The sequence below is a fragment of the Komagataeibacter diospyri genome (assembly GCF_006538165.1).
In the GTDB taxonomy this organism is placed as follows: Bacteria; Pseudomonadota; Alphaproteobacteria; order Acetobacterales; family Acetobacteraceae; genus Komagataeibacter; species Komagataeibacter diospyri.
On the sequence record NZ_BDLU01000032.1, the window covers coordinates 284480 to 308047 of the forward strand.

Annotated in this window: 21 protein-coding genes; 6 read left to right on the forward strand and 15 right to left on the reverse strand. The window is 61.7% G+C overall.

The annotated features are described in order from the left end of the window. The first annotated feature begins 100 nt into the window (after positions 1-100). Positions 101-691 carry an ankyrin repeat domain-containing protein gene (locus tag MSKU9_RS07305; RefSeq protein ID WP_141260643.1) on the forward strand — a complete coding sequence of 197 codons (591 nt, stop codon included), beginning with the start codon at positions 101-103 and terminating at the stop codon, positions 689-691. 94 nt (positions 692-785) lie between these two features. On the opposite strand, the gene MSKU9_RS07310 is transcribed toward MSKU9_RS07305, so the two are convergent. The 4 genes from MSKU9_RS07310 to MSKU9_RS07325 all read right to left on the reverse strand — a co-directional run bounded on the left by MSKU9_RS07310 (position 786) and on the right by MSKU9_RS07325 (position 4341). Then, entirely contained in the window at positions 786-2072 is a 1287-nt protein-coding gene (locus MSKU9_RS07310) for a DNA adenine methylase (protein ID WP_141260644.1), read from the reverse strand. A 44-nt stretch (positions 2073-2116) separates the two neighbouring features. Next, positions 2117-3220 carry a site-specific DNA-methyltransferase gene (locus MSKU9_RS07315; RefSeq protein ID WP_141260645.1) on the reverse strand — a complete coding sequence of 368 codons (1104 nt, stop codon included), beginning with the start codon at positions 3218-3220 and terminating at the stop codon, positions 2117-2119. A 7-nt stretch (positions 3221-3227) separates the two neighbouring features. Continuing rightward, positions 3228-3881 carry a ribonuclease HII gene (locus tag MSKU9_RS07320; RefSeq protein ID WP_193557652.1) on the reverse strand — a complete coding sequence of 218 codons (654 nt, stop codon included), beginning with the start codon at positions 3879-3881 and terminating at the stop codon, positions 3228-3230. Positions 3882-4038: 157 nt separating this feature from the next. After that, positions 4039-4341, reverse strand: coding sequence for a CsbD family protein (locus MSKU9_RS07325; protein ID WP_141260647.1), 303 nt, complete (start codon positions 4339-4341; stop codon positions 4039-4041). A gap of 178 nt (positions 4342-4519) precedes the next feature. Here MSKU9_RS07325 and MSKU9_RS07330 point away from each other — a divergent pair, with 178 nt between their 5' ends. The 5 genes from MSKU9_RS07330 to MSKU9_RS07350 all read left to right on the forward strand — a co-directional run bounded on the left by MSKU9_RS07330 (position 4520) and on the right by MSKU9_RS07350 (position 15418). Next, the gene (locus MSKU9_RS07330) at positions 4520-5908 is read left to right on the forward strand and encodes an MFS transporter (protein WP_141260648.1); all 1389 of its coding nucleotides are present in this window, start codon (positions 4520-4522) and stop codon (positions 5906-5908) included. Positions 5909-6084: 176 nt separating this feature from the next. Further along, a complete protein-coding gene (locus MSKU9_RS07335; RefSeq protein ID WP_141260649.1) occupies positions 6085-7305 on the forward strand; it encodes an MdtA/MuxA family multidrug efflux RND transporter periplasmic adaptor subunit in 1221 nt (406 codons plus the stop codon). A 66-nt stretch (positions 7306-7371) separates the two neighbouring features. Next, on the forward strand, positions 7372-10548 hold the full coding sequence (locus MSKU9_RS07340) for an efflux RND transporter permease subunit (protein WP_141260650.1): 3177 nt from the start codon (positions 7372-7374) through the stop codon (positions 10546-10548). Next, complete coding sequence (locus tag MSKU9_RS07345) at positions 10545-13841, forward strand: efflux RND transporter permease subunit (protein WP_141260651.1); 3297 nt, start codon at positions 10545-10547, stop codon at positions 13839-13841. The genes MSKU9_RS07340 and MSKU9_RS07345 overlap by 4 nt, the downstream gene beginning before the upstream one ends. 5 nt (positions 13842-13846) lie before the next feature. Then, positions 13847-15418, forward strand: a complete 1572-nt coding sequence (locus tag MSKU9_RS07350; RefSeq protein ID WP_193557653.1) for an efflux transporter outer membrane subunit — start codon at positions 13847-13849, stop codon at positions 15416-15418. 57 nt (positions 15419-15475) lie between these two features. Here MSKU9_RS07350 and MSKU9_RS07355 read toward each other — a convergent pair whose 3' ends face one another. From MSKU9_RS07355 to secY, 11 genes are all read right to left on the reverse strand, one after another. Further along, positions 15476-15652: a DUF1328 domain-containing protein gene (locus MSKU9_RS07355; protein ID WP_141260652.1), complete on the reverse strand. Its 177-nt coding sequence runs from the start codon at positions 15650-15652 to the stop codon at positions 15476-15478. 60 nt (positions 15653-15712) lie between these two features. After that, complete coding sequence (locus tag MSKU9_RS07360; protein WP_193557654.1) at positions 15713-15970, reverse strand: hypothetical protein; 258 nt, start codon at positions 15968-15970, stop codon at positions 15713-15715. 100 nt (positions 15971-16070) lie between these two features. Next, the gene (locus MSKU9_RS07365) at positions 16071-16898 is read right to left on the reverse strand and encodes an ABC transporter ATP-binding protein (RefSeq protein ID WP_141260654.1); all 828 of its coding nucleotides are present in this window, start codon (positions 16896-16898) and stop codon (positions 16071-16073) included. Further along, positions 16895-17659, reverse strand: coding sequence for an ABC transporter permease (locus MSKU9_RS07370; protein WP_141260655.1), 765 nt, complete (start codon positions 17657-17659; stop codon positions 16895-16897). Before MSKU9_RS07370 ends, MSKU9_RS07365 begins: the two co-directional genes overlap by 4 nt. Next, positions 17656-18699, reverse strand: a complete 1044-nt coding sequence (locus tag MSKU9_RS07375) for an ABC transporter substrate-binding protein (protein WP_141260656.1) — start codon at positions 18697-18699, stop codon at positions 17656-17658. The genes MSKU9_RS07370 and MSKU9_RS07375 overlap by 4 nt, the downstream gene beginning before the upstream one ends. Positions 18700-18869: 170 nt before the next feature. Next, positions 18870-19295, reverse strand: a complete 426-nt coding sequence (rplQ, locus tag MSKU9_RS07380) for a 50S ribosomal protein L17 (protein WP_010506694.1) — start codon at positions 19293-19295, stop codon at positions 18870-18872. Positions 19296-19328: 33 nt separating this feature from the next. Next, positions 19329-20348 (reverse strand): DNA-directed RNA polymerase subunit alpha, encoded by a 1020-nt coding sequence (locus tag MSKU9_RS07385; protein WP_007399646.1) that lies wholly within the window; start codon positions 20346-20348, stop codon positions 19329-19331. Positions 20349-20469: 121 nt separating this feature from the next. Further along, entirely contained in the window at positions 20470-20862 is a 393-nt protein-coding gene (rpsK, locus tag MSKU9_RS07390; RefSeq protein ID WP_003621069.1) for a 30S ribosomal protein S11, read from the reverse strand. A gap of 78 nt (positions 20863-20940) precedes the next feature. Beyond that, complete coding sequence (rpsM, locus tag MSKU9_RS07395; protein WP_010506706.1) at positions 20941-21318, reverse strand: 30S ribosomal protein S13; 378 nt, start codon at positions 21316-21318, stop codon at positions 20941-20943. 233 nt (positions 21319-21551) lie between these two features. Then, positions 21552-22211 carry an adenylate kinase gene (locus MSKU9_RS07400; RefSeq protein ID WP_141260657.1) on the reverse strand — a complete coding sequence of 220 codons (660 nt, stop codon included), beginning with the start codon at positions 22209-22211 and terminating at the stop codon, positions 21552-21554. Continuing rightward, positions 22208-23557, reverse strand: coding sequence for a preprotein translocase subunit SecY (gene secY, locus MSKU9_RS07405; RefSeq protein WP_019090425.1), 1350 nt, complete (start codon positions 23555-23557; stop codon positions 22208-22210). The genes MSKU9_RS07400 and secY overlap by 4 nt, the downstream gene beginning before the upstream one ends. Positions 23558-23568 lie beyond the last annotated feature (11 nt).

Genomic DNA, 23568 nt, shown 5'->3' on the forward strand with positions numbered 1-23568 from the left:
GGCATCGCATCCGCCGCAATTTTGCGGTAATCACCAGAACTGTCGGGTGGCATGTGGCAGTTTCGCACGCCCGGTCGAACGCTCACTCTCGGGACAGGACATGATTTCCAGATCCGGTATTTATCTTCTTGCCGCCGCCCTGTTCGCAGGAATCCCCTGCCTGTGCATGCCCCTGCACATGGCTTACGCACAGGATGCCGATGAAGCGGAAGCCGAGGGCGAGGCCGCTGAAGCCGCGAAAAAGGCCGAAGCCCGCCGCGCAGCCAAGGCAGCCGCCCCACCCGCTGCCCTGCCGGGCGCGGAATCGCGTGAAGAAGAACACGGCCACGCCAGCGCGGACATGAACCCGACCGATGCGCTGTTCGACGCCATCAACCGTGGCAGCCTGGGTGCGGCGAAGGAAGCCCTGAACCGTGGCGCGGACATGACCGGCCATAACGTACTGGGGCAGACGCCGCTGGACATGGCGATTGACCTGAACCGCAACGACATCACCTTCCTGCTGCTGTCGATGCGCACGTTCTCGGATTCGGACCCGCACTTCGCATCGAACAGCCTTGCGGAAGGCGAGGACGACACCCCGCCACTGACCATGCCGCGCCATGCCGCCACCACCGTCGATCACCGTTATGATGCATCCGGCGGCCATGCCGACCCGTCCATCGGGTTCCTCGGCTTCGGGGGCAGCTAGAAGAAGTTTTTGGTAAGGCTTTTTCAAAAGCCCAAAAGGAACGCCACTTTTTTCAAAACCAGGCGGCAACTGGAAGCTTTTATTTATTCATCAGTTATTTGCAGACATCGTCTGCCGGGTTCAACCGGGCTTCCATGATCATGATTTCCTGCACGATCTCATCCGATGTGCAGGTACCACGGCCACGCGTATCGGTCAGCAGGATGAATTCAACAGTCATCGGACGCGCCGAATAACGCTGACGGCTGACGCGATAACGTTTGTAACCACGGGTAAAAACCCGCACATCCCCACGTTCACAATTTGCACGGACCATGTCATGCAACGGGATGAAGCCATCGGTGCTGTAACTGGTGGCGATCCAGCGCGTATCCAGCGCGGATAACAGGTCACGATAGGCCGCAAGCGCCTGATGCCGGTGATTGTACGGGCTGCGCCGCTGCGTGCGCCAGTCCTGCCGGATCGCGGATTTGTCGCGTCCCGTGATCTTTGGCGCAAGTTCGGGCTGGTCCCATAGCGTCACGGTATTGAGGACATGGTAATTCGCGCCGTAAGGGTGCTGGTTGTAGGGCGGGTCCACGTAGGCGATGGCTGCCTCCCCCACCTGTCCGGCCAGTTGGGTGGCAAGGGCATGCGCGTCCATGCGCATGACCGTATTGTCGCGCCCATTATCGATAAAACACGCGGGCTGCAGGTGCAGGTCTGCCGCAATACGGTACAGCGCCGTGCCGGTACGACCGCCCCACCCCCGGTGGAATCCCTTGAACAGGCCGCTGGTATTACTGTTGTAACTGGCGCTGTACAACAGGGGGGCAAGCAGGCAGGCCTTCTGCCCGACGTCAAGCAGGCCGTCATGGTCCCACTGCGCAATCCGTTCCCGAATGGCGTCGATGCGCATGCCGTTCTTGCGCATGTAGAACATCCTGTCACGCGCGGTGTCGTATTTCACGTCATCATCGGGGCACAGGTGGCGCGTCACCCACCCTTCGCACGGTGGCAGGGCATTCAGTTCAGCTATGACCTGCGCATAATCCCGCCCCCCGTGAAAACACGGCGGCGCGGACGTGCCGACATGGCAGCGGTTCAGAATCTCGCTATATGGTTCCCAGTCGTTGCTCAGCACGCGAAAACCAAGCCATTTGGCCAGCCGGGAGACGACTCCGGTGCCCGCAAACAAATCCACGAAATCGGTCCTGGCCGGGGTTTCCCCCGTCGCGGCAATGGCCTGCGCGATCAGACCCAGCAGTTTACGTTTGTTCCCGATATAGGGAATAAGCTGGCTGTACAGGTATTCATCCGTCTGCCCGGCGGAATGACGGGCCGCATTCCATTCCATTGCGGGCATGTCGTGCGGCCCGCCGTGGTCCGGACGCCGGTTCACGCCGCCATGCCCATGAATGTAATTTCCCGCCCCGGCGCCATTATTCAGGAGGCGACGGCTGCCTGCTCCGCCCGGATTTCACCGCGCAGCACATCAAGCTGGGTCAGTTCGCCCTCGCGCTCGAAATACCAGAAGGTCCAGCCATTGCACGATGGCGCATTGGTCAGCAGCGCGCCCATTTTGTGGATTGATCCCCGGTGTCGCCCGCTGACCAGCGTGCCATCGGGCGACACGGTGGCGCGCACCCGCTTCTGCCGGTCCATAAGCACTGTGCCCGCAGGCACCATGCCGCGCTCCACCAGCACGCCAAAGGGCACGCGTGGGCTTTCACGCCGGGCGGGCGTGGTCAGGACGCTGTCCAGTGGCACGGGTTTTTCGCGCCGGGCACGTCCGATCGCGGCCTCGGCATAATCGGGATGGCGCTCGATCCCGATAAAGCGGCGGCGCAGCCTGCGCGCCATGGCGGTAGTGGTGCCGGTGCCGGTAAAGGGGTCCAGCACCACGTCATCCACATTGGTTGACGCCACCAGCACCCGGTGCAGCAGGCTTTCGGGCTTCTGGGTGGGATGCAGCTTCAGGCCATGTTCGTTGCGCAGCCGCTCGCCGCCAGTGCATAGCGGCAGATACCAGTCCGAGCGCATCTGCACATCATCATTAAGCGCCTTCATCGCCTGATAATTGAAGCGGTAACGGCTGTCCGGCCCGCGCGCTGCCCAGATCAGCGTTTCATGTGCGTTGGTAAAACGGCGGCCACGGAAATTGGGCATCGGATTGGATTTGCGCCAGATCACGTCATTGAGGATCCAGAACCCCAGATCCTGCAGGATCGCGCCAATGCGGAAGATGTTATGGTACGAACCGATCACCCATATCGTGCCGTCCTTGCGCAGCACACGCCGCGCTTCGGTCAGCCACGCACGGGTGAATTCGTCATAGGCCTGAAGGTCTGTGAATTTGTCCCAGTCGTCATCCACCCCATCGACCACGCTGTCATCGGGGCGACGCAGTTCGCCCTTCAGCTGCAGGTTGTATGGCGGATCCGCAAACACGCAGTCGATCGAACCTGCGGGCAGGGTGCGCATCATCTCGACACAGTCGCCCCGCAGGACCTGGTCCAGGGGCAATTCCATCATAACTGCACCGCTCATGAATTGTTCAGCATGATGGCTGCTCCGCGCTTTGGGGTGAAGAAGGGGAAACGGATGCCTGCATGATGCGGCGCACCGTGCCGAATGCCGCGCGATGGTGGGGGCTTATGCCTTCCGCCATCAGGGCCGCGCGGTGGATGGGGGTGCCGTAGCCCGCGTTACGGTCCCAGCCATAGCCGGGCCAGCGCCGGGACAGCCGTGTCATCAGCCGGTCACGCACGACCTTGGCCACGACGGATGCGGCCGATATGGACAGGCTGATCGCATCACCGCCCACGACGCATTGCGCCGGGCACCCGAAATCGGGCGCGGCGTTTCCATCAACCAGAACCAGTTCAGGGAATTGCGGCAGGCGGCCAACCGCACGCTGCATGGCGATCCATGAGGCGCGGAGGATATTGTGATGTTCGATTTCGGCAACGGACGCGGCCCCCACCCCGATCAGGATATCGGGGGTAGCGTGCAGCACGTCATAAAGCTGCTGCCTGACCGTGGGCTTCAGCTTTTTTGAATCATCCAGCCTGTCCGCCAGCACGCCCGGAACGCCGGAAAGAAACATGACCGCAGCGGCGACGACCGGTCCGGCCAGCGGGCCGCGACCGACTTCGTCTACCCCGGCGACGCGTCCCCCATGGGCGTTTTCAAGCGCGTAATCCGGCATCCATTCCTTCCTGACCGGATGCGAATCGGACCATGATGGCCCGATTCGCATCGAATTTCCGTTCTGGAAGGATGGAAACCATTTTTATGCAGGGTTGCGCAAGATGCTGTGGACTCATCGAGTCCCTTAAAATGAAAAAAAAACGACTCGACGCCGTTCAGCCCTTGCGACGGGGCAGGAAGATCAGCCCGATGATGGTGCCCAGCGCTGCTGCAATTCCCAGCGAAAACAGCGGTCGTTCGCGCACGAACGTCACCGCGCGCTCAACCTTGCTCTCGCCTTCTTCATACAGGTCGGCGAATTCCTGGCGCGCCATGCCCGAAAGCTGGTCCACCTTGCCTTCCGCCTGCATGCCCACGTTGCCCGTCAGGCCGCCGGCGGCGTCCTTCAGGCGGCCAACGCCTTCGTCCATGACGCCTTCGGCCTTTGTCTCGATGGTCTTTGCCTTGTCTTCCGACATCGTTCACACTCCGTTGTATCGCTTGATCTGTAGCGTGGGCCTATAACGCCAGCATGGCGCTTTCGGTTCCGTACCGCCTATATCATGCATGATCATGCCCCCCTTGACGACCGCCCCCGCCACATTCCCCCCACCTTCACCCGGCATGACGCCCCCGTCCCGCACGCGCAAGCGGATCATGGCGCTGATTGTCGCCAGCCTCATGATGATGGAACAGATCGACGGCACGGCCCTGACCACGGCGCTGCCCGCCATGGCGGGGGATTTCCATGTCGATATTCCACAGACCAGCATCGCGCTGACGGTGTACATGCTGGGCCTTGCCGCCCTGATTCCGGCATCGGGCCATGTGGCCGAACGCTTTGGCAGCCGGACCACGCTACGCTGCGCCATCGCGCTGTTCCTGTCGGGTTCGCTGCTGTGCGGCTGGGCGCCCGACCTGCTGGTGCTGGCGCTGGCGCGGCTGGTGCAGGGGGCCGGCGGCGCGATGATGGTCCCGGTCGGGCGGCTGGTGATCCTGCAAAACGTGCCCAAGTCGGAGCTGCTGTCCGCCATGGCATGGGTCATGCTGCCGGCGACCATCGGCCCAATGGCCGGGCCGGTTCTGGGTGGCGTGCTGACATCGTGGCTGTCGTGGCGGTGGATTTTCTACATCAACATCCCGCTTGGCCTGCTGGCCATCGCGCTGACAGGATGGTTCATTCCCCAGATCCGCGCGGCCCGGCCCCCGCCATTCGACCTGCGGGGCAACATCATATCCGCAACCGGACTGGCGGGGCTGATATTCGGCATGGAAATGCTGACCCATCCGGGTTTCCCGCCCGTCATGTCGGCGGGCCTGCTGCTGCTGGCCCCGCTATGTGCCGCCCTCTACCTGCGTCATGCACGCGGGATGGACCATCCGGTACTGGACCTGTCTCTGCTGCGGGTGCCGACTTTCCGCATTTCGGTCATGGCGGGCGGGTTTACGCGCATTGCGACGGCGGGGATCATATTCCTCCTGCCATCCCTGCTGCAGACGCGTTTTGGCGCAAGTGCTGCGCAGAGCGGCCTGATAACCTTCATCGCCCCCGTCGGCGCACTGGCCATGCGTTTTGTCGCCCCCCGGATCTATCGTGGCCGGGGCTTCCGCGCCGTCATGTGCGTGACCTGCCTGGTGCTGCCGGTCGTGTGCCTGCTGCTGGCCCGGTTCAGGCCAGGCATGGACATGGGGTGGCTGCTGGGCCTGCTGGCGATCAACGGCATGGGGCAGACACTGCTGTACACCGGCTATAACACCATCGCCTATGCCGACATGCCAAAGGCGCGTATGGGGGCGGCCACCAGCCTGTATTCCACGTGCCAGCAGGTCATGCTGACAATGGGCATATGCCTGTCCGCGGGCATGCTGGCCGCGGGCCGTGCGGCGTTGCCCGCGCAATGGCAGGGACAGGACTACGGACTGGCCTTCATGGCCTGTGCGCTGATCGCGTTTATGGCGCTGCCCATCCTGCGGCGGCTGTCGGCCAATGCCGGGGCTACGGTCAGCGGGCACGGAGACACCGTTGCCACAAAGAAACGCAATTAAACCGTTTTGTGGTTTCCCCCTTTCCCACCGCAGGTACAATGTTACATTCGCTAACTTCGACCTATTCGAAGCCATGTTAATACTGCGGCAAGCCGAATCAGAAACCTTGTCTTTATCAGCATGGCCCGGTCCTTCAGACAGGACGCCCGTTCGACAGCAGGCAGAAAACCGACCGCATGGATACAACTCCTCCCCCATCCCACACCCCGGAAAACAGCACGCCGTCCACGGCCCGTCCACGGCGCGGGCGGCGCGTCCTTTATCTGGCGGGCGGGGCGCTGGCGGTTGTCCTTGCGGTCGCTTTCCTGCGCCCCCATTCCACCAGCAAGAAACACGCGACCAGTGGCGACCAGCCCGTGGCGGTCGCGACCGTCAGCCGTGGTGACATGCCCGTCATCCTGACGGAACTGGGCACGGTCGTGCCGATCACCAATGTCACGGTGCAGTCACGTATCGACGGCTACCTCATGCAGGTGCTGTTTACCGAAGGTCAGCATGTGCACAAGGGCGACCTGCTGGCATTGATCGACACCCGCCCGTACGAGGTGCTTCTGGCGCAGTACGAAGGACAGCTGGCGCAGGACATCGCCCAGCTTAACGCGGCACGGGTGGATAATGCCCGTTACCAGCGCCTGATCCGCCAGGACAGCGTTGCGGCCATGACGGCGAAGGACCAGCAGTACAAGGTCGAGCAGCTGGAAGGCACGGTCAAGTCAGACCAGGCGCAGGTGGATAACGAAAAACTGCAGATCACCTACTGCCACATCCTGGCCCCGGTGGATGGCCGCGTGGGCATCCGTGCGGTGGATATGGGCAACTACATCACCGCAGGCCAGACCAACGGGCTGGTGACCCTGACGCAGATGCAGCCGATTTCCGTCATTTTCACCCTACCTGAAAATGACATTGGCCCCGTTGCCGACCGCCTGCGCCAGGGCACGCCCCTGCCAGTGGAGGCATGGGACAGCGCCAACCTGAACAGGATCGCGACCGGGCAGGTCAGCGTGCTGGACAGCCAGATCGACACATCGACCGGCACGGTGCGCATGCGCGCGCTCTTCGCCAATTCGCAGGAGGAGCTGTTCCCCAACCAGTTCGTCAATGCCCGCCTGCTGGTCAGCACTGACCATGACGCCCTGCTGGTGCCCACCAACGCCCTGCAGACCGGTCCGAACGGGCAGTTCGTGTATGTGGTCAAGGCCGACAACACCGTCGAGATGCGCAACGTAAAGACCAGCCACGCCAACAACACCATGACCGTGTTGACCGACGGAGTGAAGGAAGGCGAGCGGATCGTGACCGACGGGGTGGACCACCTGCGCGATGGGGTGAAGGTCAGCATTCCGCAGCCGACCGATACGACGACAGGCACCGCCACAAGCAAGGGCAAAGGCTAGAGTGCGCAAGTCCACGCCAGCCCCCCTGTCTGACCGCCAGCCCCTGCCGCCGCCGGAGATTGCCGCGTGAACCCGTCCCGCCTGTTCATACACCGTCCGGTCGCGACCACCCTGCTCATGCTGGCCATTCTGCTGGCGGGACTGCTGGGGTATCATTTCCTGCCCGTCTCCGCCCTGCCGGAAGTCGAATATCCCACCATCACGGTGCAGACCTTCTATCCCGGCGCCAGCCCGGACGTGATGGCGACCTCCGTCACCGCCCCGCTTGAGACACAGCTGGGCGAGATGTCAGGGCTGGAGCAGATGACCTCCCGCTCGTCGGGCGGGGCATCGGTCATCACGCTGCGCTTCGGCCTGACCATGACAATGGATATTGCCGAACAGGAAGTGCAGGCCGCGATCAACCAGGCCAATTCCCTGCTGCCGACCGACCTGCCCGCCCCTCCCGTCTACGCCAAGGTCAATCCCGCCGATACGCCGGTCATGACGCTGGGCATTTCGTCAAAGACCATGCCGCTGACGGAAGTGGAAGATTACGTCGATACCCGGCTGGCTGAAAAGATCAGCCAGATTTCGGGCGTGGGGCTGGTGACGCTGTCAGGTGGCAACCGCAAGGCGCTGCGGGTACGGGTGAACATTCCCAAATTGACATCGTTCGGCATCGATCTTGATACGCTGCGCACAACCATTGGCAACGTGAACGTCAATTCGCCCACCGGCACGTTCGATGGCCCGCAGCGCGCGACCACGCTGCGCATCGACGGGCAGATTTCGGGCGTGGACCAGCTGCTCAACCAGGTCATCGCCTACCAGAACAACGGTCCCGTACGCATCCGTGACGTGGCCAGCGTGGTCATCGGCCCCGAAAATACCGAACTGGCCGCATGGGCCAACCGCACGCCAGCCCTGGTCATGAACGTGCAGCGCCAGCCGGGTGCGAACGTGATCGGGGTGGTGGACAACATCAAATACGCCCTGCCGCGCCTACAGCAGTCGCTGCCGCCGGGCATCACGATCACGCCCCTGACCGACCGGACCACGACCATCCGCGCATCGGTCGAGGACGTGGAGTTCGAACTGGGCCTGGCGCTGGTGCTGGTGGTGGGCGTGATCTTCGTGTTCCTGCGCAATGTGCCGGCGACACTGATCCCCAGCCTGTCGGTGCCGCTGTCGCTGGTGGGGACGCTGGCGGTGATGTACCTGTTCGGCTTCTCGCTCGACAACCTCTCGCTCATGTCGCTCACCATCGCCACGGGCTTCGTGGTGGACGACGCCATCGTGATGATCGAAAACATCGCCCGCTACATCGAAATGGGCGACAGCCGCATGGAAGCGGCCCTGAAAGGCGCGGGTGAAATCGGGTTCACCATCATATCGCTGACCATATCGCTGATCGCGGTGCTGATTCCCCTGCTGTTCATGGGCGACGTGGTGGGACGCCTGTTCCATGAATTCGCCATGACGCTGGCGGTCACCATCATCCTGTCCGCCGTGGTCTCCCTGACGCTGGTGCCGATGATGTGCGCGCGCCTGCTGCATGAACGCGACACCAGGCATGCCGAACCGGCGTGGTCGGCTGCGGTCGAACGCTGGACGGTCGCGACAATCAACGGCTATGGCCGCGCGCTGGATGTGGTACTGCGCCACCAGCGGCTGACACTGGCGATATTTGGCGCGACCCTGGCGCTGACGGGCCTGCTGGCCGTCGTCATACCCAAGGGCTTTTTTCCCGTGCAGGACACGGGCGTGATCCAGGGCATTTCGGTCATGGAGCAGTCCACGTCGTTTGCTGCCATGAAGCGCCACCAGCAGGAACTGGCCGACCGGATCCTGCGCGATGAGGATGTGGCCAGCCTGTCCTCCTTCGTTGGTGTGGACGGGCAGAACGTGACGCTGAACCAGGGGCGGTTCCTGATCAACCTCAAGCCGGTGGACAGCCGCACCGCCACCGCGCAGGAAGTCGCAACCCGCCTGCGCGCGGAAACGGCGGATATCGCGGGCGCGGACCTGTACCTGCAGCCGGTGCAGGACCTGTCGCTGGATACATCGGTCGCGGCGACCCAGTACCAGTTCCTGCTGGAAAATCCCAGCTATGACCAGTTCACGACATGGGTGCCGAAATTCATTGCACGCCTGCAACGCGAAAAGGCGCTGTCGGACGTCACATCGGACCTGCAGGCTGCGGGCCTTGTGGCGCATGTCGATCTGGACCGCACCACGGGGGCACGTTACTCCATCACGCCCCAGACCATCGACAACGTGCTGTATGACAGCTTTGGCCAGCGCCAGATCTCAACCATCTTCACGCAGTCCAACCAGTACCGCGTGATCCTGGAGGCAACGCCCGCGTTCCAGCAGGACATGGGATCGCTCAACCAGATCTATCTGCCCGGCATCAGCGGCAATGCGGGGGAAAGCACGTCGGGGCCAACGCGTTCGCCCACGTCTGGTCTGGTGCCGCTGGCATCCGTCACCACCGTAACGCAGGACACCGCGCCGCTGCTGATTACCCATGTGGGGCAGTTCCCGGCCACGACCGTGTCGTTCAATGTAAAACCCGGCTACGCGCTGGGGGATGCGACGGATGCGATTGAACGCGCGGCGAAGGATATCCACCTGCCGTCCAGCTTCCAGACATCGTTCCAGGGCACGGCCGCGGCATTCCGCAGTTCGCTGTCCAACGAGGCATGGCTGGTGCTGGCCGCCCTAATCGCGGTCTATATCGTGCTGGGCATCCTGTATGAAAGCTTTGTCCATCCCATCACCATCCTGTCCACCCTGCCATCCGCCGGGGTCGGCGCGCTGCTGGCGCTGTGGGTCACCGGGTCCGGGCTGGATGTGATGGGCATCATCGGGCTGGTGCTGCTGATCGGCATCGTCAAGAAAAACGCCATCATGATGATCGACTTCGCGCTGGAGGCCGAACGGGTGGAGGGCATGTCCTCGCTGCAGTCCATCCGCCATGCCGCGCTGCTGCGTTTCCGTCCCATCCTGATGACCACGCTGGCGGCCATGCTGGGCGCGGTGCCCATGATGCTGGGTACCGGCACGGGGTCGGAACTGCGCCGCCCGCTTGGCATCGCCATTGTCGGCGGGCTTGCCGTCAGCCAGTTGCTGACGCTGTTCACCACGCCGGTCATCTACCTGCTTATGGACGGAATCAGCCAGAAGCTGTCGCGCCGCTTCGGCAGTGCGGATAGCAGCGGCAAGGATGGGCTGCCCGGACCGCAGGCGCAGGCATGACGCCGCTTTCCATCTTTGTCCGCAGGCCAGTGGCCACGGCACTGCTGACGGTGGCGCTGGTCATTGGCGGGATCATCGGCTACACCACGCTGCCGGTTGCCGACATGCCCAATGTGGACTTCCCGGTCATACAGGTACAGGCCCAGCAGGCCGGTGGCTCGCCCGAGGAAATCGCCAGTTCCGTCGCAGCCCCGCTGGAGCGTCATCTGGGCGCCATCGCGGACCTGACGGAAATGACGTCACAGTCATCAGCCAACCAGGCGCGGATCACGCTGCAGTTCTCGCTCGACCGCGACATCAACGGGGCCGCGCGTGATGTGGAGGCGGCCCTTCAGGCCGCACACGCGGATCTACCGTCCTCGCTGCGGCAGAATCCCAGCTATTTCAAGGCCAATCCCAACGGCGCGCCGGTCATGATCCTGGCGCTGACATCGCGCACCCGTACCGCAGCCCAGCTTTATGACCTTGCATCCAACGTGCTGCAGCAGCACCTGTCACAGATCCAGGGCGTGGGACAGGTCGAAATCGGGGGCAGTTCGCTGCCTGCGGTGCGGGTGGAGATGAACCCGCTGGCGCTGTACAAATTCGGCATAGGCTTCGAGGATATCCGCGCGGCCCTGGCTTCTGCCAATGCCCATACGCCAAAGGGCTTCATCGACCAGGGCGAACGCCGCTTCGTGCTGTCGACCAATGACCAGGCCCATAATGCACAGGCCTATCGTGACCTGATCGTGGCCTACCATGACAGCCGCCCTGTCAAGCTGGAGGACGTGGCCTACATCCATGACGGTGTGGAAGACGTGCGCAACGCCGGTTACGTGGATGGCCGGCACGGGGTGCTGGCCATCGTCTTCGCGCAGGCTGGCGCCAACATCATCAACACCAATGACCAGATCCGCGCCAAGCTGCCGATGCTGCGCGACGCCCTGCCAGCGGATGTGGACCTTGGCAACTTCATGGACCGTTCCACCACCATCCGCGCGGCCCTGGCCGATACGCAGTTCACGCTGGTGCTGTCGGTCTTCCTTGTGGTGCTGGTGGTACTTCTGTTCCTGCGTTCGCCACGCATCACCATCATTCCCGCCATCGTGGTGCCGACATCCATCATCGCAGCCTTCGGCGCGATGAAGCTGCTGGGCTATTCCATCGACAACCTGTCGCTCATGGCGCTGACCATTTCGACCGGTTTCGTGGTGGATGACGCCATTGTGGTGGTGGAAAACATAAGCCGCCACATGGAAGCGGGGATGGACCGCCTGCAGGCCACCCTGCTGGGCACGCGGGAAGTGGCGTTCACGGTCCTGTCCATCACCGTATCGCTGATCGCGGTGTTCCTGCCCATTCTGCTGCTCAGCGGGGTGGCGGGCCGCCTGTTCCATGAATTCGCCATGACGATGTCGCTGACCATCGTCATTTCCATGGTGCTGTCGCTTTCGCTGACGCCCATGCTGACCTCCCGCCTGCTGCGTCCGCATCTGGCGGCCCCGTCAAAGGGATTTTTCGGCCAGGTTGGCGCATGGCTGGAACATGGGCTGACTGCTGCCCAGCGGGGTTACGCCAGTTCACTGGAATGGGCGCTGACACACCGGCGGATCACCATCCTGTCGCTGCCCATAACCATTGCCATCATGGTCGGCCTGTTCATCAAGATGCCCAAGAGCCTGTTTCCCGAATCAGATACCGGCATGCTGATGGGACACCTGATGGGCGACCAGTCCATTTCATTCCAGGCCATGCAGGGCAAGATCGCCACCACGCAGCAGGCCATCATGGCGGACCGGGACGTAGCGCATGTCATGGGATTCATGGGCGGGCGCGGCAGTTCCAACCAGGCCAACATGTTCGTAACGCTGAAGGACAAGTCGCTGCGCAATGACACGCCCGCGCAGACCATTGCCCGCATCACGCGCCGCCTGCGCAACATGGTGGGGGCAACATTCTATATGTCCGCGCCGGGGCAGCTGCGCATAGGCGGGCGGCAGAGCAATGCGGCCTACCAGTATTCACTCCATTCCGATTCATCGAAAGACCTGTACAAATGGACGCCGCTGCTGGTCAGTGCGCTGCAGAAACACCCCCAGCTGTCCGACATTTCATCGGATGTGCTGCAAGGTGGTTCGGCGCTGGATGTGCAGATAGACCGCGATACCGCAAGCCGCCTGAACATTACGCCCCAGCTTGTGTCCAACACACTGTATGATGCCTACGGGCAGCGTTCGGCATCGGTCATCTACAACGCCCTCAACCAGTACCGCGTAGTGATGGAAGTCGAGCCGCGGTTCTGGAAAGATCCCACCACGCTCAAGCAGGTCTGGGTCAGTGTCGCCGGTGGCACGGCGGGCGGCGGCACGCAGTCCAACACCATCCGGGTCAAGACGGATACGGGCACCACGGCATCGCAGCTGAGCGAACAGTCCTTCCGCAACCAGGTGGCCAATACGCTGGCGGGGGGTAACAGTGCCTCCACCGGTTCCGCCGTGTCCACCAGTTCGGAATCCATGGTGCCACTGACACTGGTGTCGGTGCTGAAGCCCACCAAGACGGCGCTGAGCATCAACCATGACGGGCAGTCGGTTTCCACCACGGTCTCGTTCAACCTGACCAATGGCGTCCCGCTGAGCCAGGCGGTGCAGATCATCAACGAGGAAACCGTTCGCCTGCACATGCCTGCCAACATCCAGGGTCAGTTCGCGGGCAATGCCGCGCAGTTCCAGAAATCGGTCAACAATGAACCCTTGCTGATCCTTGCGGCCCTGGCAGCGGTGTACATGACGCTGGGCATTTTGTACGAAAGCTATGTCCATCCGCTGACCATCCTGTCCACCCTGCCCTCGGCCGGAGTGGGGGCGCTGCTGGCGCTGCAGGTCTTTGGTGAGGCATTTTCCCTGATCGCCATGATCGGGGTGATCCTGCTGATCGGCATCGTCAAGAAAAACGCAATCATGCTGGTAGATTTCGCCATCACCGCCGAACGCGACGAAGGCCACAGCGCGCTTGATTCGATCCGCATGGCCTGTCTGCTGCGTTTCCGCCCGATCATGATGACCACCTTTGCCGCGGCACTGGGCGCGCTGCCCCTTATATTCGGTCATGGTTATGGCGCGGAACTGCGGCGCCCGCTTGGTATCGCCATTGTGGGCGGGCTGCTCGTCAGTCAGGCGCTGACGCTTTACACGACGCCGGTTGTCTATCTCTATCTTGACCATCTGGGGGTAGCCTGCCGCACATTATTCAACCGGCTGTATGGACGGCTGTCCCGACGCCATCGTCTTTCCCACCAGCAGGATTCCTGAACCGGATGACATCTTTTTCGCCATCCCCCGGCCGTGCCGCCATCCGTCCGCCCCGCTTCCCCCGCCGGTCCGCCGCGCGCCTTGCGCTGGCGGTACTGCCCCTCATGACGCTGGCAGGGTGCATGGTGGGACCGAAATACCATCGTCCCGCCGCGATCGTGTCCCCGCGTTTCAAGGAACTGCGTCCAGAACCGGGATGGGAAATGGCCAACCCGAAGCTGGCCGAACTGCCCAAGCATGACTGGTGGACGATCTATAACGATCCCATCCTGAACGGGCTGGAATCACAGGTCGCGATTTCCAACCAGAACGTCAAGCAGTACGAAGCCAACTACCGTAACGCCCGCGCCATGATCGACAGTGTGCGCGCACAGCTTTTTCCGACCATAAGCGGCAGTCTTGGCTTCAACCGTGATGGCCATGGCGCGGGTTCGCTGTCCTCATCGGGCAGCAACTATGCGAATGCGGGTTCGACCTACAACACCTATAACATCGGACCCAGCGCCAGCTGGGATCTGGACATATGGGGCAAGATCCGCCGGCAGGTGCAGGAACAGGTCACCGCGGCGCAGGCCAGCGCCGCCGATCTGGCCAATGCCACGCTGTCATATCAGGCACAGTTGGCAACGGCCTATTTCAACATGCGCTATCAGGACAGCCTGACGGACCTGCTGCAGCGTTATGTCAATTTCAACGAACAGGCGCTGCGGATCACCCAGAACCAGTTCGAGGCCGGGACGGCCGATCCCACCGCCGTGCTGCAGGCCCGCACGACACTGGAACAGAACCGTGCTTCCCTGATCCAGGCCGGGATCAACCGTGCGCAGTATGAACATGCGATTGCCGTGCTGATTGGCAAGCCGCCCGCTGATGTCACCCTGCCCCCGGCGGAACTGTCGCGCACGGTACCACCCATTCCGGTCACGGTGCCTGCCGACCTGCTGCAGCGCCGCCCCGACATTGCGGCAGCCGAACGCACGATGGAAGAATACAACGCCATGATCGGCGCGGACATGGCCGCGTTCTATCCGGATATCACCATCAACGCCAGCTACTCCCAGAGTGGTGGCGACCCGGTAACATCGCTCATGCAGGCCATGAACCGCGTCTGGTCGCTGGGGGCTTCCGCGACCGAGATCCTGTTTGAGGGCGGGTCCCGCACCGCCGCCGTGCATGAAGCCAACGCCCAGTATGACAACGCCGTGGCAACCTACCGCCAGACCGTCCTGACCGCATTGCAGAGCACGGAAGACCAGCTGTCCAACCTGCGCATCCTGGCGCAGCAGGCGCAGCAGCAGCAGAAGGCGCTGGATTTCGCCAACCGCACGGTAGAAGTCTCGCTCAATCAGTACCGGGCCGGAACCGAAATCTATACCACCGTCATTACCAACGAGAATTCGGCGCTGAGCGATGCCGAAACCCTGCTGGGCATCCAGCAGCAGCGCATGGTGGACAGCGTGAGCCTGGTGCAGGCCCTTGGCGGCGGGTGGGATGCTTCTCGCCTGCCCTCCAAGGGTTCTTTGCAGAAGGACAATCCCCTCCTGCCCTCCTTCATCCAGAAGGACACTAACAAATAGGCAAGAAAAAACCCCCTGCGCCAATGGCGACAGGGGGTTTTTTCATTGGAGTGGTCGCTAGTTGAAAAGCGACCTGGCCGAGAACAGCACGATCAGGATCACGACCACAAAAGCCAGAATGGCGATAAAGAACAGTATTTTCGCCATTCCTGCCGAAACGGCGGAAATGCCACTGAAGCCAAACAGCCCGGCGACCAGTGAAACGATCAAAAAGAACAGCGCCAGTTTCAGCATGGCATTTTTCCCTGCAAATCAGTCATGTTGCCCTAACGCGACAGCACCATATATGTTGCGTTATGCCCGGCGGCGCAGGAACAGGCTGGCCACAAGGCCCAGCACCGATGCGCCCAGCAGCGCGAACAGCGGACGGTCAGCTGTCACGTCGCGCAGGGTATCAAGGATTTCCCCCATGCCCTGCTGGGCAGCGCCACTCACGCCCTGCAACCGTCCCGATAGCGGGGTACCCGTATCCCCGACAAAGCCGTCCAGACCATCCTGAAGCCGGCCGATGCCGTCTTCCAGATGCGCTTCAAAATTGGGGGGATTTGCCATGTTCGATATTCCCTTGCTTGCCATCAGGGAGACAGGAACCCCATCTCCCGCTGCCCATGCCTTCATGCCCGCAGGCAACAGACCCGTTACAGCAGACTTATCATATCTCCGATGCCTGCCAATAGGCCGCGTCCGCACCGGGATCTTCCTCCCCCGCAATCAGCCGGCGCATGCGCTCCGCCATCGCCCGCATGCCAGGCGCGGTATTGTCGCGTGGCCGTGCGCCCACCGCAAAATCCCCCCGCAGCCCCGCGGGGTGACCTTCTAGAATGATGATCCGGTCTGCCAGGACCAGGGCTTCGTCCAGATCGTGGGTCACGAACAGCACCGTCCCCTGCCGCCGCGCATGGATACGCAGCAGTTCATCCTGCAGGGCACCGCGCGTGATGGCGTCCAGCGCACCGAATGGTTCGTCCATCAGCAGCAGGTCCGGCTCAACCGTCAGCGCACGCGCAACCCCCACGCGCTGGCGCTGCCCACCCGAAAGCTGGCGCGGCCACCGGTCCGCCATATCCGCAAGGCCCACAAGATCCAGCGCCGCCATGGCCCGTTCATGCCGCTGCAGGCGCGTCAGCCCCAATCCTTCCAGCCCCAGTTCCACATTGCGCCGCACGCTGCGCCACGGCATGAGCTTGGCGTCCTGGAATACCATGGCCGCCGGGCGGTGCGCCGCCGTAGGGGACGGGTGCAGGCTGACCGTGCCTTCACTGGGGCGGATCAGTCCCATGATGACCCGCAGCAGCGTGGATTTGCCCACACCGGACGGTCCCAGCACGGCCACGAACTCACCACGCCTGATTTCAAGATCCACATGCCGCAGGATGAAGGTGCGCCCATGGTCATGCGACAGGCCGATATTTTCCAGCCTGACCACCACATCGCCCGTGCTGGCCACCATTTCCGCCTTATCCGTTACCACCGTGTTCATCCCTGCCAGCCCAGCAGCCTTTTGCGCACCAGCATGAACGCCGTGTCTGTCAGCGCATACAGCAGCGCCATGGTCAGCATGTAAACCACCACAAGGTCGGTCGCCAGCAGGCTGGACGCCTGCATCATCCGCGCGCCAATGCCAGGCACGCCGAACAGTTCCGCCGCGACAACCGACATCCATGCCTGACCCAGCCCCGTACGCAGCCCTGCCAGCACGCCGGGGGCTGAAGCCGGAATGATCACCGTGCGCAACCGTGCCCGAAACCCGCCATGCCCAAACGACGCCGCGACTTCATACAGGTCCGGGTCAATTGCCTGCACGGCACCGTAGGCCGCATAGAAATTGATCCAGAACACCGAAATGGCGATCACGAACGTGGCCCCTGCGGTATCAAGCCCGAACCACAGGATGGCGAACGGCACCCATGCAAGGCCGGGTATGGGCCGCAATACCCGCACGACACCGGATAGCAGCCCGTCCAGCAACGGCACCGCACCGCACAACAGACCGGTCAGCATGCCCAGGACCGAACCGATGACCAGTCCCATCATGTAATGGGTCAGGCTGTCGCGAATGGCCTGTATCCATGCCCCGCTGCGCACTTCCTCCAGCCAGGCCGGCCCAAGGCTGCTTGGTGCAGGCAGCAGGCCGGATGGCACCCAGCCCAGCCGGATGGATGTCTCCCACGTCCCGAACAGCACAATCAGGCCCAGCGCGCCCAGAAGCGGTCGTATCCAGATGGAACGGATGGGCGTCATTGTGCGATCTGCCGGTAGCTTTCAAGGTCGAACAGCGATGCCACGGGTTCCGCCTTGCGCAGCAGGCCGCTCTGCACTTCGAAATCCTGTAACCGGCTTACCGCGTCCACAATGCTGGCGGGATCGGATACATAATCATGCGCCGATACCTTCAGCGCCTCGATAATGATGTCCCTGGGCAGCATACCCCCACCCAGCGCCTGCTGGACATAGGGTTCCGCCTGTTCCGGGTCGGTTGCCAGCAGGTGCGTGGCCTTCACGAAACCGGTCAGGAACGCGGTCTTCCATGCTGCACGGTCCGGCGCGTTCTCGTTAACGATTGCCAGAACGGAGCCCGGCTGCCCCGGCATAAGGTCATGCCCCGATGCCAGCACCCGCATGCCGGGCATACGGTGGCGGATAATGGTCAGCGCCGGTTCGCGCAGGATGGCGCCATCCACCGCCCCCGCCAGAAACGCCTGCTGGGCTGCGTCAATATCAATCCCGACAATATCAGCCGCCTGCGCCGGGTCCAGCCCGTTACGGACCTTGAACCAGTAGCGCAGCAGCGTATCGGGCACCGACCCCAGCGGCTGGGCCGCGATCTTGGGTTTATGCCCCGCCTTCGTGGTAAAATCGGCGAAACGCTGACGGACCTCATCCGCACTCAGGCCCGCAGGCTGTTCCGGCAGTCCCTCTGCCAGCGCACCGCGGGAGACCACTTCCAGTTCCTCCGTCGCAGCGCTGGCAACAACCTTTACATCCGCGCCATGCGCACGGGCCTGCAGCAGGGGCAGGACACCCGCCACATAGGCGTCAATCTTGCCCGACACCAGCGCCTGAATGGCCTGCGGCCCGGACTGGAAGCGGACCAGCTGCATATCAATACCCGCATCACGCGCCCAATTCTTGCCCTGCATGACAAACAGCGGCGCCGAACCGATGACAGGAATATACCCCACGCGCACGGTCGCAGCCTGAACACTTCCACACAGGCCGATCATGGCGGTCATGGCATAAAGCCCACGGCGCATGGCACGCCCTAAAACTGATCCTGTCATGGCTGAAGCCCTGTCTGCTGCGCAGGAATGACCCTGCGTATCGATTTCGTATCGAAATATACATAATCGTGATTGAATATCTATATCACGACAGCAAAATGTTGGATTGCATATCGACATAAAAAAACCCGGCCAGAGGCCGGGCTTTTTCACACTGGAACCGAAGTTCCTCAGGCTGCCAGATGGTCTTCCTGAGTGGCTTCCGGGCGCGGACCGCTGTCCTTGCCCTTGGCCGACACATCGCGATCAACCAGTTCGATCACAGCCATGTCGGCCGCATCACCGTGGCGCATGCCCGCACGCAGCACGCGGGTGTAGCCACCCTGACGCGCCTTGTAACGGTCAGCCACCGTGTCAAACAGCTTGGACACGATCTTGTCGTCACGCAGCTGGGCGAAAGCCTGGCGGCGGGCATGCAGATTGCCGCGCTTGCCAAGGGTGATCAGCTTTTCCACAACCGGGCGCAGTTCCTTCGCCTTGGGCAGCGTGGTGGTGATCTGTTCGTGCTTGATCAGGGCGACAGCCATGTTGCGAAACATGGCCAGTCGATGGGACGAGGTAACGCCGAGCTTACGGCCGGCAACACCGTGACGCATGATGTAATTTCCTGTTTTATCCGGTTCCGAGGATCAGAACGGCTCGTCGAGCCTCTTGGCCAGATCTTCGATATTTTCCGGCGGCCATGCCGGGACATTCATACCCAGTGAAAGCCCCATGGCGGTCAGGACTTCCTTGATCTCGTTGAGCGACTTGCGACCAAAGTTCGGCGTACGCAGCATCTCCTGCTCGGTCTTCTGAACCAGATCACCGATGTAGACGATGTTGTCGTTCTTCAGGCAGTTCGCGCTACGGACGGACAGTTCCAGTTCGTCAACCTTGCGCAGCAGGTTACGGTTGAACGGCAGATCATCCTGCGGCTCTTCCGTACGCACGGTGCGCGGTTCGTCAAAGTTGATGAACAGCTGGAGCTGGTCCTGAAGGATACGCGCGGCAAGCGCCACGGCATCTTCCGGCGTGACCGCGCCATTCGTCTCAACCGTCAGCAGCAGGCGGTCATAGTCGGTGACCTGACCCACACGGGTCTGCTCCACCTTGTACGACACGCGACGGACCGGAGAGTAGATGGCATCAACCGGGATCAGGCCGATCGGTGCGTCTTCCGGGCGGTTGGCCGCCGCGGGGACATACCCCTTGCCCATGTTCACGGTGAATTCCATCCCGAATTTCACCCCTTCATCAAGGGTGCAGATCACAAGATCAGGATTCATGACTTCGATATCATGACCCGTCTGGATCTGTCCGGCACGCACTTCGCCCGGCCCCGTGGCCGTCAGCACCATGCGCTTCGGCCCCTCACCATGCATCCGCAATGCGAGCTGCTTGATGTTGAGGACGATGTCGGTCACGTCTTCACGAACCCCCGCCACAGACGAGAATTCATGCAGCACGCCGTCAATCTGGATTGCCGTAACCGCAGCCCCCTGCAGGGACGACAGCAGAACCCGACGGATCGCGTTACCAAGTGTCATGCCGAAGCCGCGTTCCAGCGGTTCGGCAACGACGGTAGCAATGCGTGAAGGTTCCGCCCCCGGTTCGACTTCCAGCTTTTCCGGCTTGATCAGGGATTGCCAGTTTTTCTGGAGGACCAAGGTAATGGCCTTTCAAGACTGATCTGCCACCCGTTACGATGGCAGATGGTACCCTGCGGCAGGATACCGGAATGACAATCTTCCCCCGCATGCGGGGGAATACGACTAAGCAGATTGCGGTTCAGACGCGACGGCGCTTGCGCGGGCGGCAGCCGTTGTGCGGAACCGGCGTCATGTCACGGATGGCCGTGATCGAGAAACCGACAGCCTGCAGGGCACGCAGTGCGCTCTCACGCCCCGACCCGGGACCGGAAACCTCGATTTCCAGCGTTTCCATGCCGTGTTCACGTGCCTTGCGACCCGCATCCTCGGCAGCAACCTGCGCCGCGTACGGCGTGGACTTGCGCGATCCCTTGAAGCCCTGGGCACCAGCGGAAGACCAGGCAATCGCATTGCCCTGCGCGTCCGAGATGGTGATCATGGTGTTGTTGAAGGTGGACAGCACATGCGCCACACCGGAAATGATGTTTTTCCGCTCTTTCTTGCGAATACGCGGAGCCGCAGCTTTCGCCATAGTTTTCTCGATCCTGTCAGTTCAAACGGCGCATGGGGCGGGCTGCCCCCCATGCTTACATACCGGACAATCCGCTGATTAGCGGGTTGCCTTCTTCTTGCCCGCAATAGCCACGGCCTTACCCTTGCGGGTACGGGCGTTGGTATGAGTCCGCTGACCATGGACAGGCAGCCCACGCCGGTGACGCAGACCACGGTAGCAGCCAAGATCCATCAGACGTTTGATGTTCATCGCCACTTCGCGGCGGAGATCACCTTCCACGCGATACTTGCTGTCGATCAGCTCACGGATCTTACCGATCTCGTCATCGGACAGCTCGTTCACGCGCCGCTCAGCCGGAATTTCCAGCTGGTCGCAGATCGCCTGGGCCTTGGTGGCCCCGATACCATAGATATAACGCAGGCCAATGGTGACCCGTTTGTTGGTTGGGATGTTCACGCCGGCAATACGTGCCACGCCACTTACTCCTCGTCCGCCCTGATACAGGGCACTAACTATCAGGCAGGGCTGCTTCACACCACCTGCCCTATTGGCAGGAGCGCCGTGAACATACCGGTTTCGAACCGGCCAACCCCATCATCATTCATTCCGGCCCTACGAGCCGCACCATCAGCGGGCGACTCATACGACGCTCATACCTTGAGGGCGCGCAATATACTGCTGCCCCCATGCGAGTCAATTATTTTGCATCACTTCTTCGTGATACGATCGATAACAGCGAAGACTTCCTTGGTCACTGCATCAATATCCGCCATCCCGTCAACACGGTACAGACGCTTCTCTTCCTCGTAATAAGGCAGGATCGGCGCCGTCTGTTCCCGGTAGGCCTTCAGGCGCGCGGCCACAGTGTCCCGCCGGTCATCTTCCCGGCGAATGAACTCATGCCCGCCACAGACATCACATGTGCCTGCTACCTTCGGCTTCTTGAACAGGTCATTATAGCCAGTACCACACTTGGCGCAGGTGTAACGACCCGCAATGCGGTCAGCCAGGGCATCCTCATCCACATCCAGCAGCAGTACGGCATCAATATGCCGACCACTGCGTGTCAGCATCTGATCCAGCGCCTCAGCCTGCGCCCGGGTGCGCGGGAAGCCATCAAGAATGAACCCCTTCGCACAATCAGGCTGCTGTATGCGGCTTTCGATCATGGCGATGATCAGATCATCAGGCACAAGCTGACCTTCCGCCATGATGGTCTTGACCTTCTGCCCCAGCGGGCTTCCGGCCGCGACTTCCGCACGCAGCATGTCACCCGTTGAAATCTGGGCGATTCCATACCGTTCTTCCAGCCGCTTTGACTGGGTGCCCTTACCGGCACCCGGCGGGCCAAGAAAAATAATATTCACCGCATTCTGCCCTTTCTGCCCCGTCCCCGGCGCATAAGTCCCTGATACTGGTGCGCAACCAGATGCGACTGCACCTGTGTCACCGTATCAATCGTCACCGTCACGATAATGATCAGACTCGTGCCGCCAAAATAGAAAGGCACGTTGTAATGGCTGATCAGGATCTGCGGCAACAGGCAGACTGCAACAAGATATAGCGCACCGATGGTCGTGATCCGCGTCAGTATCCGGTCAAAGAAGGCTGCCGTATTCGCCCCTGGCCGGATCCCGGGCACAAATCCTCCCTGCTTGCGCAGGTTTTCCGCCGTTTCCTGCGGATTGAAGGTAACCGCCGCATAGAAATAGGAGAAAAACACGATCATCGCCGCGTAGAACAGCATGTAGAGCGGCTGCCCCTGTCCCAGTTCCTGTCCCAGGAAGGACAGCCAGCCTGGCATGGAACTGTTATTTACAAACCCCGCAATCGTGACCGGGATCAGCAGCACGGATGACGCGAAGATCGGCGGAATCGAACCCGCCGTGTTCACCTTCAGCGGCATGTGCGTCGAATCGCCACCGAACATGCGCTGACCGACCTGACGCTTGGGGTACTGAATGACCACCCGGCGCTGCGCCAGTTCCATGAACACGATGAACGCGATGGTAACAGCAGCCAGCACCAGGAATACCAGCACGAAGAACGGTGACAGCGCACCCGTATAACCAAGCTGGAACAGACTGGCCAAGGCATTGGGCAGATTTGCCACGATACCGGCGAAGATAATCAGGGAAATACCGTTACCGACCCCACGCGAGGTAATCTGCTCACCCAGCCACATCAGGAACATGGTGCCCCCGACAAGGGTCAGCACACAGGACACTATGAAAAAGAGTCCGGGAGAGACAACGGCAGACCCGGCTTCCGTATGCATGTTCTCAAGCCCGATGGCGATGCCGTAAGCCTGGAACAGCGCAATCACGACCGTCAGGTAGCGGGTGTATTCGTTCAGCTTCCGCCGTCCGCCCTCCCCTTCTTTCTTGAGTGCTTCAAGCGAGGGGATCGCCGCCGACATGAGCTGTACGATGATCGAGGCACTGATATAGGGCATGATGTTCAGTGCAAACACGGTCATGCGCCCCAGCGCACCACCGGTAAACATATCGAACATACCCAGAATGCCGCCCTGATGCCGGGCCAGAAGCTGCCCCATCACCGTCGCATCGACACCAGGAACGGGGATATAGGTGCCAATCCGATACACGATCAGCGCGCCCAGCGTGAACCAGATGCGCTTTTTCAGTTCTGTTGCATTGGCAAAGGAACTGAAATTCAGATTGGCAGCCAACTGTTCGGCCGCGGAGGCCATGCGCCCATCCT